Raw genomic sequence first — 13,114 nt, forward strand, 5'->3', positions numbered from 1 at the left:
TATGTGTGAGGGATGGTTATGCGGATATCAAGTGGTATTGAATCGCTGGATATCATCTTAAATGGAGGCTTCCTACCCAAAAGGTCGTATCTTATAAGGGGTGGTCCCGGAAGCGGAAAGACTACCTTCTGCCTCCACTTCTTAATTGAAGGAGTTAAGAACAATGAAAATGTACTTTTCATAACTTTTGGTGAGCCTTCTGAGAAAATAAAAGAAAATGCGAAAGCTATCGGATTATCTCCTGAAGGCATTGTATTCCTTGATCTTGCACCTTCCGAAGAGTTCTTTGTAAAGGATCAAACGTATGACATCTTTTCCCCAGCTGACGTCGAAAGAGGACCAACAGTCAAAACCATAGTCGAGACTGTTGAAAAAGTTAAGCCTTCAAGGGTTGTGATAGACTCTGTTACTTACCTTCGTTTCTTAGCTCCCGATGTTTATCAGTACAGAAAGCAAGTTCTATCCTTAATAGACTTCCTGACTGACAGGGGAGCTACTGTTCTTTTCACATCAGAATCAGGCGTGATTCCTGATGACGATCTGCAGTTTATTGCCGATGGTGTTATCGATCTAATTATGGAGATGATAGGGGTAGACATCTATCGCAGACTTTCCGTCAAAAAGTTTAGGGGAAGTAGTTTCCTGCCGGGATATCACCTTATACGCATAGGTCATGGGGGAATAAGAATCTATCCGAGAATACTGCCTCAAAAGATCGAAAGGAAGCATATCGGAGAGAAGATTTCAACTGGTATAAAGGAATTGGATGAGATGACGAACGGCGGTATAAATAGACAGACGATAACGGTAATTTCTGGGGCTGCAGGAACTGGAAAAACAACTCTAGCAATGAGAATTGCTTACGAAGCTGCTCTTAGAGGTGAAAACGTTACCTATTACGCATTCGAGGAAGATCCAGCTATCATTCTGTCAAGAGCAAAGAAGGTTGGAATGGAAAGAATAAGAGAACTTGTAGAAAAAAGTCTGATAAAAATTGTATTTGCCGAATCCCTTAAATTTGCACCAGAAGAGGCGCTCCATATCACCCTAAAAGATTTGAGAGAGCGGAACACGAAGCTAGTAATTATAGACAGTCTGAACGGCGCTGAGCTTGCGTTAGTAGGCGCTGAGGATAAGAGAAGACCCATACAAGCAATTCTCAGAAATCTTGTCGCAAACGGCGCAACCGTGATACTGATCGACGAGTTCGAAGCTAACAGCAGAGGGTTCACGAGGCTTGGCGTAAGCTACCTCGCGGACAATATAATAGTTTTAGGCCACTATGTCAAAGACGGAGTCACGAGGAAATACATCCGTGTGGTAAAAATGAGGCTGAGCAAGTTCTCGCCAGAGATTAGAGACTTCGAAATAACGAGTGAGGGGATAAAGATTGGAGAGAGGGTTAAAGAGGTGCAGAAGCTATGCTGATAGGAATCGTGGAAAAAACGAAACGAACACAAAGATCTTGAAAGACTTTTTTGAAAAACACGGTTACGAGGTTGTGGTTGCTAAAGATTATGATGAGTTCGAAAATCTTTACTCCGCCGATCTAATCTTCATCGACCTTGCTGGATTCGACTCGAGAATATGGGATTTATGTGAGGATTTAAGGATGAAGATGATACTGTTTATACTGTTCTACCCCAGTAAAGTCGATATTGCGTTAACTAAAGGTGCGGAAGTAGCAGCGTTCAAACCGCTTAATTCGAAGAAAATCTTAGAATTAGTCGAGAATCTAATCAGGGGTAGATTTTATGAGGATAAAGATTGACCTACGTTCGAAGACTAATGAAGAACTGCTAAAGAAGATGCTATCGAAATACGAGATAACAGAAGGAGACGATTTCGATTTACTTATCACAGATACTAAGAAATTAAAAGAAAACATCGAAAAGATCTTGGAAATTAGGAAAGGTGAAGTGATTACGCCCGTTCTGGTTATAGATAGTATAAATAGTAAGAAACTAGTCGAAGAAGGATATGCAGATGATTACATACAAGCTCCAGTTGATGTTAGGGAACTACTGGCAAAAATTGATAATCTCCTTAGAATCAGGAAGAGATCCATAGAAATCAAGGAATTAAAAGATTTTATTCTCACTGCCTCAAAAATACTTGCTGAAATGATAAATCAGCCTCTCGTGGTATTCGACGAAAACCTTAATGTCGTTTACAAGAACTCAAAAGCTGAGAAAATAGACATTTCAAAACTGAAGAAGTTAGCAAAGAAAGTGATTGAAAGTAGGAAGCCCATAACCGAAGAACTCGCAATAGGTGACAAATTTTATTTTGTTTCGGCATCACCATTCGTTAAAGATGGTAAGATAGTAAGAATTATTTCTGTCGCCTTTGATATAACGGAAAGAGTCGAGGCTGAGAACCAGCTTAAAAAAGTTGCCGCTCAGCTCACTGAAAACGTTGAGAAATTTGCAGTTCTAGTTGATAGAATCAAAAATCCCTTGACAGCTGCAATTGCGTACCTCGAGGTTTACGAAAAAAATAAAGACGTCAAGGAAAAAGTCATTGCACAGCTCGAGAGAATCGCGAAAGTAATGGAAGACATTGACGAGGCTTGGAGAAAGTCCGAAGAAGTTATAAAATTTATCAAGAGATCAAGAGAAAGATAGATCCCCCGCGCGCAAACTGAGTTTGGTCGAACTAGAGCTTTTTTCTCGAGCATAAAGCTCCGGCCTATTCGAGGTAGTTTATCTCCATTGCAGGAAATAGCCTAGCATGATCTTTGTCCAAGGCAGTTCTTTAAGATCTAAAACAGGGCATACGAGTTTCTTCTAAGCTGCCTCCGAGGACATGCTCCACATTCTCGACATTTTATGAACTGATTACTTTAAAGACTCAAGCGTATAGGGTGTTAGGAAAGCTAAAAGAAGGAGATAGCACGGTATTACTTAAGAATAAGAATACCAATGTACACCATTCGACCTCGACAATGGTAATGTTTTTGGATAGTATAGTCAAAGAAAAAAATCTTAAGATGAGAGATTGGGTTGTTTTGAGCAATGATTGCAAAGGAAGACTTGTTTGTCATTCAGTAGCAAGATAATAGTAGGTGATGCGGTTGAATGTAGCTATCTTGGCTGGAGGGAAGGGCAGCAGGATAGGTCTAGACAAAGGATTCTTGGAGTTAAACGGGAGAATGTTTGCTGAAATATTACTTGAGCGATTTGATGGCTGTAATGTTGTTTTTGTTTGCAGGGATAAGAAACAGGCTGAAACTTACAGGACAAAATTCAACTGCAACACTATAATAGATACTGTCAAGGAATTTAGCCCCCTAGCCGGAATTCACTCAGCTTTGGAGCACTTCAGAGATTACGTTTTAATCGTTGCGGTGGACATGCCCCTCGTTAGGAGAGAACTCGCAGAGTTTTTGTATAGAAAAGCTAGGGGGTATGATGCTTTAATTCCAAGGTGGAGTGACGGAAAGCTCGAACCACTTTTAGCATGCTATTCATACACAGCTGTTAAGGAAATCGAACAATGCATCACTAGAGGGGTTAGAAAAGTATCCAAACCGTTTGAAAACTTAAAAACGCTTTACTATCCGATTGAAAGGTTAAGGGTTTTTGACGAAAAGCTCATTTCGTTTGTGAATGTAAATACACCTAAGGATTTGGAGATGGTAAGATGCTTGTCGACAGGTACGGAAGACCTATAAAACATCTCAGGATTTCCGTTACATCTCTCTGCAATATGAATTGTATATATTGCCACAATGAGGGTATGAAGGACGCTGGAAAAGATATGAGCTTGGAGGAGATAATTGAAATATGCAAGGTTTTTTACGATTTTGGTGTTGAAAAAGTCAAGATTACTGGTGGTGAACCGCTCATTAGAGGAGATATAATGGATATAATCGCAGAAATGCCTGAATTTAAAGAGATTTCAATGGTAACGAACGGCTACTATCTTTCAAAATATGCATACGAGCTCAAAGAGGTTGGTTTGAACAGAGTCAATGTTAGCTTGGATACACTAAATCCCGAAACTTACAGATTTATAACTGGCGTAAGAGGATTGGAAAAGGTTTTGGATGGCATAGAATCAGCTTACAACGCTGAATTGACTCCTATAAAACTAAACATGGTTGTGATGAAAGGTGTGAACGAGCACGAAATCGAAGATATACTAGAATACACCGCAAGGTTTAATAAAAATAGAATAAATGTCGTACTGCAGTTGATAGAACTTGTCGGCCACGATGAATACTATTATTCACTTGATGAAATTGAAGAAAAGTTCAAAAGCCGAGCTAAAACAGTTATAACAAGAAGTTTGCATGCGAGGAGGCAGTACATTTTGGGTAATAAGGCTGTCGAGTTCGTAAGACCCTTCCACGCAAAGTTCTGCATGCACTGTACGAGAATGAGAGTAACTTCCGACGGAAAACTCAAGCCCTGCCTTATGAGAGATGTTACGGTTGATGTGAGAGGATTAAAGGGTGAAGAGCTTTTGGAAGCTATAAAAAGAGCTGTGGAGTTGAGGGAACCCTATGTGAAAGATTTGAATCAATCAAGATAACTTCTAACTTTCGGAGCATTGACAAATCTCTCAAAGTCGTTCGGAGATATCATGACGATCTTATCTTTCAATTCGAAGCAGACTACTCTTGACTGTGTTGCTACAATCAGCGCAGTCTTGCCATTCTTCAATTTGAACCAGCCGACTTTGTAACTTCCAAAACTCGTACCACCCACCCTCAAAACAGGCCTCAAGTTCTCGTCTCTGCCAATGTCGGCAACGTACGATTTCAAAACAACATCTTTACTTATACTTTCGTGGGCGTACGGCGGTGCGATTACTTCAATTTGATCGTTTAAGACTATTGAGGTTTGATAAGGCGCGACGATGAAAAAGTATGCGCAAATTGCCAAGATAATTAACGTAATGCTCAAAGTGATGTACCGAACATTATCCACCGTAATTAGCCAGACATAGGCTGTTAGGGCGATCAATCCAAGTATTAATGCTGTTGAAAAAACAACGAAGCTCCGAGGTGGTATGACTTGGAAAACTTCATTGGCCATAATAGATGCTACAACCCTTACAATTAAATATACCTTTTTGATAACATCGTATCATGAAGTTTAGAGAATTTGCTGAGTTTTGTGCGATACTCGAAAGAGTCTCTTCGACACTCGAGATGACTGGAAGGATTGCATCTTTCCTAAGAAGAATTGAGGATGATGACGACCTTTACAATGTAGTTCACTTCTTAATGGGTAGGGTATTTCCTCCTTGGGATGAAAGGGAGCTTGGTGTCGGTATTGGATTAGTCTGCAAGGCTCTTGAGAATGTCAGCGGTGTTAGTAAGGAGAAAATTGAGAGCATGATTAAGGATTACGGCGATTTGGGTTTGGTAGCTGAAAGACTGCTTAAGGGAAGGGGAATTAAAAGTTTGTTTGCTGAGGAACTTACCATAAAAAGAGTTAGGGAAATCTTTGATGAAATTGCAAGCTTGGAAGGGGAGGGAAGTCAAAAGAGAAAGATTCTGCTTCTCACAGGTTTGTACGGCTCCGCGAGTCCAATAGAGGCAAGGTACCTAACAAGGCTCATTCTCGGCGAGATGAGGTTGGGGGTTGGAGAGGGAATTATGAGAGATGCGATTGCAAGAGCATGGGGAGTAGACGCTGAACTCGTTGAGAGGGCATACATGATAGTAAACGATCTGGGTAGAGTTGCAATCATAGCTAAGAATGAGGGTAAAGAGGGGTTAAAGAACGTTAAGATTCAGCTACATATCCCAGTTAAAATGATGCTCGCTCAAGTCGCTGAGAGCATAGAGCAGGCTTTGAGAGAAATGAAGACTATAGCTGTTGAGTGGAAGTACGACGGAAGTAGAGTTCAGGTTCACTATGGTAACGGAAAGGTCACAATTTATTCCAGAAGGCTTGAAAACGTCACTAAGGCTTTACCTGAAATAGTTGAGGAGATAAAGAAGTGCGTTAAGGAGGGAGTCATACTCGATGGTGAAGTTATAGCGGTTAAAGATGGCAAACCTATGCCCTTCCAAGAGGTCTTGAGAAGGTTTAGGAGAAAGCATGAGATAACCAAAGCAATGGAAAAGATTCCTCTAGAAGCTTACTTCTTCGACATACTGTACAACGACGGAGAAGTAATAGATTTACCGTTGAAGGAGAGGAGAAAGATACTGGAGTCCGTCATAAAGGAATCGAAGATCATAAAGATCGCTAAGCAAGTCGTTACGAATAAGAAGGAAGAGATAGAGCGAGTTTTCAAGGAGGCTTTGGATGCGGGACATGAAGGGGCTATGCTGAAGAATCCCAACTCACCTTATACACCCGGTAAGAGGGGAAGGCACTGGCTCAAGCTGAAGGAAGTTATGGAAACCCTCGATTTGGTTGTCGTTGGAGGAGAATGGGGAGAGGGAAGGAGAAGTCATTTGATAAGCTCCTTCGAATTAGCATGCCTAGATCCGAGGACTGGAAAGCTCTTGAGGATAGGACAAGTTGGTACGGGTTTCACAGATGAAGATTTGGAGGAGTTGACCGAGCTATTCAAACCGCTTATAGTCAAGGAGGAGGGAAAGAAGGTCTACTTCAAGCCGAAGATAGTATTTGAAGTAGCCTATCAGGAGATTCAGAAGAGTCCCAAATACGAGAGCGGGTTTGCGCTGAGGTTTCCAAGGTTCGTAAGGTTGAGAGATGATAAGGGTGTAGAGGATGCCGATACTATTGACAGGGTTAGAGAGCTCTACGAGAAGCAGTTTGCGAGGGCCAAGAGCTGAAAAATTTTATTCTTTAAAGACATCAAATAAGGCAATTCTTTCCATGATTAGTAGAGGTAGCTTTTCCAGCCTAACTATTTTAATTTCTTCGTCCGTTATCCCGTAAAGTCTCTTGACGTTTTCTATTCTCGCCTTATCGACTTTAACGACCTCCTTCTCCTCAAAATATTTCTTGAGTTTATCCTCGCAGTTGTTCAAGATGACGACAACAGCTTCGTTAGTTCCTTCCTTAACTCCAACCTTTATGGCATCCCTTATTTGCCTCGTTGCGGAGAAGTAGAGAAGGATTTCGAGAGGAAGTGTCTTTGCAATGTTTCTCTTTTCTTTCCAAGATTTTAAGGCCTTCTCAGCAGCAAATTTGACTACGTCTAAATCAATCACGTATTTGGCATCTATTACAGCCGCACATTCCCCTAAATCTTTCAAAAACTCTTCAAGCGAATTTACTTTCAGAATGCCTTGTTTTATTTTCATATGACTCTCATTAGAGATTCCATCCTTATTCCCCTTTCAGTTATGTCGTACCTGAACACGTTCTTTGGAACCATGCATCTCCTCAGCTTTATTATTTTGAGTCTTCTCTGAATCTCGTTTTCTCTCTTGAACGTCAAGCTCGAGTATACCATCTGCGATTGCTTTGAGTGTGTTCTCTATTCTGCTTTCTGTTGCACCTTCTACGAGTATTGCAAGAGCTACTGATTCATCATTTTTTACTTTCCTTGAGAGTTCCTCGAATAATGAAATTACCTCATTTTCGCCGTAGTTCCTTATGAGGTTATTTAGATTGTTTATTACGATTCTGTCGTACTTAGAAGTGGCCAAAACTTTCCTTGTGAATCCTAAAGGATCATGCATTGAGCTTTTTATGAAATTTTTAGCATCGCTTGTGACGTTTGATATAAAACTTATTAATTGAAAGTTTTCGTTAACGTTAAAATCTGGAAAGTACAATTTTATGTAGTTCAAGAGGTTCTCTGAAGTCTCGTCAGTTGTAACATAAAGGACGCTTTCCCCCTTCTTGACTCCCTCGACTGCAAACTGGAAGGATATTATTTCCGCTCCAGCCCCTGGCTTTTCTACCAGTAACACGAGACTACCCGCCGGTATTCCTCCACCCAAGCTTGAATCGAGTACGGTTATTCCAGTTGTGTATTTCTTCATTGAAGTGTCATTGTCGTAAAGGTATAAAACGTTTGTTCGATTTTAGCACATGAAGCTGAGATTCGATGAAAGGGGTTTGATTCCAGTCGTAGTTCAAGATGTAAATACTAAGGAAGTACTTATGCTGGCGTATGCGAACGAAGAAGCGATAAGAAAAACGCTGGAAACCGGATACGCTCATTACTGGAGTAGAAGCAGAAATAAGCTGTGGATGAAGGGAGAAACGTCAGGGAACGTTCAGAAGGTTATTGAGATAAGGGTGGACTGCGATTGCGATTCTTTACTCTACTTGGTCGAGCAGAAGGGAGTTGCATGTCATACTGGTAACTACTCTTGCTTTTATAGAAGACTTGAGGAGATTGAATAACTTTTATATATTATTGACAACAAAGCTATTACATGGACTACTACTACGATCCTTTTGGATTCTTCGCCTCAATGATATGGTGGTTGCTATTGTTCTGGCTACTCGTAGGCCCTCAACTACAATACCGAAGGCTCACACTGATGAGGCAGGCAATCATGAAGAAGTTGGGAGAAAAGAGGGGAAGCAACGTTATAACGCTAATACACAGGCAGGAGAGCATTGGACTATTTGGTATCCCCTTTTACAGGTTCATCAGCATAGAAGATTCGGAACAGGTTTTGAGGGCTATAAGAATGACTCCAAAGGATCAACCGATAGATTTGATAATTCACACACCCGGTGGCCTTGTTTTGGCTGCAACTCAGATTGCGAAAGCTCTAAAGAATCATCCAGCAAAGACGACAGTCATAGTTCCTCACTATGCGATGAGCGGTGGAACTCTGATAGCTTTGGCTGCGGATGAAATAATAATGGATCCAAACGCTGTTTTAGGGCCAGTCGATCCCCAGCTTATGAACTATCCGGCACCTTCAATTATAAATGCTGTTAAGAAGAAGGATCCGAAAGATGTAGATGATCAGACTCTAATTTTGGCAGATATAGCTGAGAAAGCTATAAATCAGGTTAGGCAGTTCGTTTATGAGCTTCTGAAAGATAAGATGGAGGATGAGAAGGCTAGAGAAGTTGCAAGAATTCTAACTGAAGGTAGGTGGACTCACGATTATCCAATAACTGTGGAAGTTGCGAAGGAACTAGGATTAAAAGTTTCTACAGATGTTCCGCCAGAAGTCTATGAGTTAATGGAGCTATATCCGCAGCCGATAATGCAAAGACCAAGCGTGGAATTCGTTCCTAGGAGGGAGATTAAGACTACTTCAATTTTGAAATGATTTTTCCGATTTTTATGAGAATTTTCGCAACATCTTTATACTGCTTTTTCGAATAATATCCATGCTCATAGAGGTTATAGTTTTTCTGCTAGGCGTGATATATGGATTCCTCAATCCGGGAAAGGAGGATAGGTGGAAGCTGTTTAAAAGGGCTTTAGTCATAGGATCAGTTATAGGACTAATACTCGGATTGACGTTCGTCTTCCTCCTGCTACCCTTTGGCTTTCATCCGCTCTTTCCACTGGTGGCAATAGCTGGTGTCTTCTGGATGGTTATACTCTTCGTGATTCTGACCGTGTACTTTGCGGTAATATTCATAGTTGGGACGTTTGTAGGCGATTTGCTTGAATCTCTGAGATCATAATCTACCTTTATAGAAGATTGTTGATGGACATCCCTGACATCTTTCCCTTTTGTACCTCTCACAACCTCCACAGTAAACACCGCATGGAGCAATTTTCTCTGTTTTCTCCGCTATAACTTTTATATCCATGAAAGTATCGTAATAGATGTCTGCGATCGGATAAAATTCGAATCTTCTTACACCTTTCTGTGCCCTAAGAGAACAACTCTCTAAGCTTATACTCTCGAGTGTGTAGTAATTTTCAGCCCAAACTAAAGCAAACAAATTGTATGCACCAGTAGTAACGAAGAATTTGATTATACGGGGACAGTTTTCAAACTTATTCAGCATGTCCCTTAAAACTTCACCACTTTCGAGCTCCATGGCGATTAAGGCGAGCTTAATTTCAAACTTCTCAACGTTTACGAGAGCTTTCACCTTGATTAACCCTTCTTTTATGAGTTTATCCACTCTCTTCTTAGCACCCATGCTTGTCAAACCGATTTTCTTGGCAATTTCCGTAATTGTAGCTCTCCCATCTCTTTGAAGCTCCTCAATGATAATCTTATTCTTTTTATCGATCATAACAGTTCGACAAATAACTCGTACAAGTCATTTTCGATTTAAATTTTAAATCAATCAGAAATTAGTTTAAATTTTAAATCGAAAAGCGTTTATACATTTAATATCTCTTCGAATCATGGTTGTAAGGGTTGAAAAGATAACCTGCTCTGATAGTGAGGTGATAGTGTGAATTCGATAACTGCAATTTTGGTTTTTGTGGCAGGTTTAATCGCTGGAACTCTTGGAGGGTTATTGGGTATAGGAGGTTGCGTCATAATGCTCCCAGCTTTGGTCTTTATCTTCAAGTACCCGCTACCGTTGGCAATAGGAACCACGATTACGGCAGTAATTCTGACGGCAACATCTGGTGCAATTGCACATATTAAGCTGAGAAATGTCGATTATTCCACTGCAAAGATCGTTGCAATAAGTGGAGCTGTAGGTGCTGCGGTTGGCTCTATAACATTCTTCTACATAGCAAACCAGCTCTGGCTACTGAACTTTATTTTGGGCTTTGCCTTTCTCTACGTCAGCATCAGGATGATCTACGAAGGAATATTCAAGAGGAAGATGCCAGCAAAGACGGGGAACAAAGTCCCGGGTTCAAGGTTTGCAAAAAGCCTGATAGGTTTCTTTATCGGAATAGTAACTGGTATAGTTGGACTGGGTGGCGGATATGCCCTAGTCCCATCGTTCATATATCTGCTCGGCTCACCTGTGAAGATTGCCGTTGGAACATCCTTAGCGTCGTTCATAAGTATGGCTGTTGTGAGTGGGGCTTTCAAACTATATCAAGGTGTTGTAGATGCGATCGCAGCGATTTGCTTGGGTATAGGAACCATAATAGGTGCTCAGATTGGTGCAAGATTGACAAAAATATTCCCTTCATGGGCTATAAAGGCTGTATTCGGCTTCGTTTTCCTCTACGTCTCTCTAAAGTTCATCTATCAGGGGGTATCGGTACTAGAGTAGACGATCTCCTCTGATTTGAATATTTCTTTTTTTGAGGTTCTCAATAACGAAGGGGCAGAAACGATAGTTTATATCATTTTGTAGCGTAGTGTATCTTTTTTAAGCTTTTTAAGGCGATTAGGTAGGCTGAAGCGGTATGTCTATCGAGACCATATTTTTTCATAATTTTCTCGTGTTCTTTAGAGCGTGTAGTTCCTTTTGGGTTTACGTAGATTGTTTTTAGACCGTATAGTGGTGTCTTGTACGCTATAGTCTCTATTATTCTGTTTCTAAAAATTGATGTTCTGTAATTATAATTTTTAGTTTTTCTATTACCATTTTTTATCCAGTAATACTTTAAGTAACCGACAATTTCTGGATTTTCCAATACTACGTGTGATACTCCGTGATGGTAGGCGTAGTTCAGCATGTCGTGTATTGCTTGGTATATTTTCGTCCACGCTCGCTTTCTCCTATATCCACGACTGGTTATTTCTCTAAACCAAAACGTTTTAACGTCTCTTAACCTACCGTATCTGTCTACTATAGCTATATTTAGCCTGTCGACATTAACGTCTATTCCTGCAACGTGATTTCCGAGAGGAGCATCGTATTTTCTCATAACCTCTAAATACAGGTCGTACGGTACCATTACCTGCAGGCTACAGTAAAGGCGTAGGTCATTTAAGTGGGTGTTGTATTCTTTAATGACAATTCTAGCAGGATACCCTACTTCACTCTTTATTGCTCTTTCTACGAGTATCTTCAACAGTTTCTCGTATTTTTTAGGAGTTCTTAAATTTATTTTTATTTTTCTCGGTTCTCTTTCCTGATTGAATACCAATGCTTCTGCTTCCCTAGTCGACGTTAATCTTACGTTTAGATTTCCTTTCTTCTTTTTATCCGCTTCACACTGGAATAAGAGCCATTGTCTCAACTTTATCTCGTTCACTTTTAAACCCAGCTTACGAGCACTCTTGAGCGTTGAGTGTATTAATACAGCTATACCATCTACGTATCTACGGTTCGGAAGTACGTCGTAGCACCTTTTACGTGCATACTTGAGAAAACTCGTTTGCGATAGGTCTACTAGTATTTCATTTTCCTTTGCGTCGTTCAGAAGTCTGTGAGCGCAAAACTTAGAGAACCAAGCTGTCCACCAAACTAACCTAGCTTTTTCACCGGTAACCGTGAACGGTATGTCGACGGTGACTGGTCGATTCAACACGATCACCTATGGGTATATACCCCCGAAAGCTTTATAAGTCTTTTTTACGAGACGTTTACGGTGGGCTTCGATTCCCGAGACCCGTAGTCGTAAGGCTACGGTGAGGGGGTCGAGGCGTCGCCGTGATGATCCCATCCGTAGCAGATACAAAATAATATAGTTCAATACATGATGCTACGGATTGGGTAAACGGTACGCTTCTAAGTACTCGTATTCAATTCTGCAGGGGGACTGGTAGCTTCTCTTTCAAGGCTTTCACTCCCTCCTCGCCAAAAACGTCGTACATGATGGCGACCCAGAAAGGAACGCCTTTCTTGGCCAGATTCTCAACAGCCTTGAGCTGATATCTGAAGTACTCTCCTTTAGCTCCGGTAATCTTCTCAAAGCTATCCTCATCCCAACCCTTTATTGTGACTCTAACAACTACGTTCAATCCAACTAATAAATTTACAATATCGGAGTTATATCCGAGCATCAACCCGTTAGTTTCTAAGATGAATTCACCGTCGACAAGCGAAATGACTTTAGCTACGTGTTTTGCCGACCTTTCACCCAAAATAGGTTCGGCACCGCTTATCCTGAACAGGTAGCAATTCTTAGCCCTTGCAATTTTGCGTAATTTCTCAGCTACCTCTTCAGGAGAGTAAAACTCTCCATACTTCTCTGGCCTCAAATTCTTGAAGTAGTTCCAGCAGTAAGCACAGAGCAGATTGCATCCTACGGTATCAGCAGTGACTATACCACCGTAGTAGCGTGTATATCGAAATCGGTAGTATTTCCTCTTATCGTTTTGCATCACGATATCCTCAACTTTCCTAGCTCTCTCAATTGGATCAAAGGACAT

The 13,114-nt window shown here is 40.9% G+C and carries 16 protein-coding genes; 10 read left to right on the forward strand and 6 right to left on the reverse strand.

Features of this window, described 5'->3' with window-relative positions:
- The first annotated feature begins 12 nt into the window (after positions 1–12).
- The 5 genes from ARCPR_RS02705 (at position 13) to moaA (ending at position 4,539) form a co-directional block, all read left to right on the forward strand.
- Positions 13–1,428: an ATPase domain-containing protein gene (locus ARCPR_RS02705; protein ID WP_012939941.1), complete on the forward strand. Its 1,416-nt coding sequence runs from the start codon at positions 13–15 to the stop codon at positions 1,426–1,428.
- Positions 1,391–1,771, forward strand: coding sequence for a response regulator (locus tag ARCPR_RS02710; RefSeq protein WP_012939942.1), 381 nt, complete (start codon positions 1,391–1,393; stop codon positions 1,769–1,771). The genes ARCPR_RS02705 and ARCPR_RS02710 overlap by 38 nt, the downstream gene beginning before the upstream one ends.
- On the forward strand, positions 1,755–2,627 hold the full coding sequence (locus ARCPR_RS02715; RefSeq protein ID WP_012939943.1) for a transcriptional regulator: 873 nt from the start codon (positions 1,755–1,757) through the stop codon (positions 2,625–2,627). Before ARCPR_RS02710 ends, ARCPR_RS02715 begins: the two co-directional genes overlap by 17 nt.
- 443 nt (positions 2,628–3,070) lie before the next feature.
- Positions 3,071–3,676, forward strand: coding sequence for a molybdenum cofactor guanylyltransferase (locus tag ARCPR_RS02720; RefSeq protein ID WP_012939945.1), 606 nt, complete (start codon positions 3,071–3,073; stop codon positions 3,674–3,676).
- Complete coding sequence (gene moaA, locus ARCPR_RS02725; RefSeq protein WP_012939946.1) at positions 3,646–4,539, forward strand: GTP 3',8-cyclase MoaA; 894 nt, start codon at positions 3,646–3,648, stop codon at positions 4,537–4,539. The genes ARCPR_RS02720 and moaA overlap by 31 nt, the downstream gene beginning before the upstream one ends.
- Here the strand turns inward: moaA and ARCPR_RS02730 are convergent.
- The gene (locus tag ARCPR_RS02730; RefSeq protein ID WP_012939947.1) at positions 4,527–5,045 is read right to left on the reverse strand and encodes a PH domain-containing protein; all 519 of its coding nucleotides are present in this window, start codon (positions 5,043–5,045) and stop codon (positions 4,527–4,529) included. The genes moaA and ARCPR_RS02730 overlap by 13 nt on opposite strands.
- Before the next feature lie 53 nt (positions 5,046–5,098).
- Here ARCPR_RS02730 and ARCPR_RS02735 point away from each other — a divergent pair, with 53 nt between their 5' ends.
- Positions 5,099–6,766 (forward strand): ATP-dependent DNA ligase, encoded by a 1,668-nt coding sequence (locus ARCPR_RS02735; RefSeq protein ID WP_012939948.1) that lies wholly within the window; start codon positions 5,099–5,101, stop codon positions 6,764–6,766.
- A 6-nt stretch (positions 6,767–6,772) separates the two neighbouring features.
- On the opposite strand, the gene cgi121 is transcribed toward ARCPR_RS02735, so the two are convergent.
- Together cgi121 and ARCPR_RS02745 are read right to left on the reverse strand one after the other, a co-directional pair.
- On the reverse strand, positions 6,773–7,240 hold the full coding sequence (gene cgi121, locus ARCPR_RS02740; protein WP_012939949.1) for a KEOPS complex subunit Cgi121: 468 nt from the start codon (positions 7,238–7,240) through the stop codon (positions 6,773–6,775).
- Between the two features lie 36 nt (positions 7,241–7,276).
- Positions 7,277–7,927: an RAD55 family ATPase gene (locus tag ARCPR_RS02745; protein WP_012939950.1), complete on the reverse strand. Its 651-nt coding sequence runs from the start codon at positions 7,925–7,927 to the stop codon at positions 7,277–7,279.
- Between the two features lie 49 nt (positions 7,928–7,976).
- Here ARCPR_RS02745 and hisI point away from each other — a divergent pair, with 49 nt between their 5' ends.
- From hisI to ARCPR_RS02760, 3 genes are all read left to right on the forward strand, one after another.
- The gene (gene hisI, locus ARCPR_RS02750) at positions 7,977–8,294 is read left to right on the forward strand and encodes a phosphoribosyl-AMP cyclohydrolase (RefSeq protein ID WP_048084344.1); all 318 of its coding nucleotides are present in this window, start codon (positions 7,977–7,979) and stop codon (positions 8,292–8,294) included.
- A 32-nt stretch (positions 8,295–8,326) separates the two neighbouring features.
- Positions 8,327–9,184 (forward strand): SDH family Clp fold serine proteinase, encoded by an 858-nt coding sequence (locus ARCPR_RS02755; protein WP_012939951.1) that lies wholly within the window; start codon positions 8,327–8,329, stop codon positions 9,182–9,184.
- A gap of 61 nt (positions 9,185–9,245) precedes the next feature.
- A complete protein-coding gene (locus ARCPR_RS02760; RefSeq protein ID WP_012939952.1) occupies positions 9,246–9,548 on the forward strand; it encodes a hypothetical protein in 303 nt (100 codons plus the stop codon).
- On the opposite strand, the gene ARCPR_RS02765 is transcribed toward ARCPR_RS02760, so the two are convergent.
- A complete protein-coding gene (locus ARCPR_RS02765; RefSeq protein ID WP_012939953.1) occupies positions 9,543–10,112 on the reverse strand; it encodes an Lrp/AsnC family transcriptional regulator in 570 nt (189 codons plus the stop codon). The genes ARCPR_RS02760 and ARCPR_RS02765 overlap by 6 nt on opposite strands.
- A gap of 165 nt (positions 10,113–10,277) precedes the next feature.
- Here ARCPR_RS02765 and ARCPR_RS02770 point away from each other — a divergent pair, with 165 nt between their 5' ends.
- Positions 10,278–11,063 carry a sulfite exporter TauE/SafE family protein gene (locus ARCPR_RS02770; protein ID WP_012939954.1) on the forward strand — a complete coding sequence of 262 codons (786 nt, stop codon included), beginning with the start codon at positions 10,278–10,280 and terminating at the stop codon, positions 11,061–11,063.
- Positions 11,064–11,136: 73 nt separating this feature from the next.
- Here ARCPR_RS02770 and ARCPR_RS02775 read toward each other — a convergent pair whose 3' ends face one another.
- Both ARCPR_RS02775 and ARCPR_RS02780 read right to left on the reverse strand, forming a co-directional pair.
- A complete protein-coding gene (locus ARCPR_RS02775) occupies positions 11,137–12,276 on the reverse strand; it encodes a transposase (RefSeq protein ID WP_222829547.1) in 1,140 nt (379 codons plus the stop codon).
- A gap of 208 nt (positions 12,277–12,484) precedes the next feature.
- Positions 12,485–13,114 (reverse strand): radical SAM protein, encoded by a 630-nt coding sequence (locus tag ARCPR_RS02780; RefSeq protein ID WP_012939956.1) that lies wholly within the window; start codon positions 13,112–13,114, stop codon positions 12,485–12,487.

The sequence above is a fragment of the Archaeoglobus profundus DSM 5631 genome, assembly GCF_000025285.1.
Classification (GTDB): domain Archaea; phylum Halobacteriota; class Archaeoglobi; order Archaeoglobales; family Archaeoglobaceae; genus Archaeoglobus_B; species Archaeoglobus_B profundus.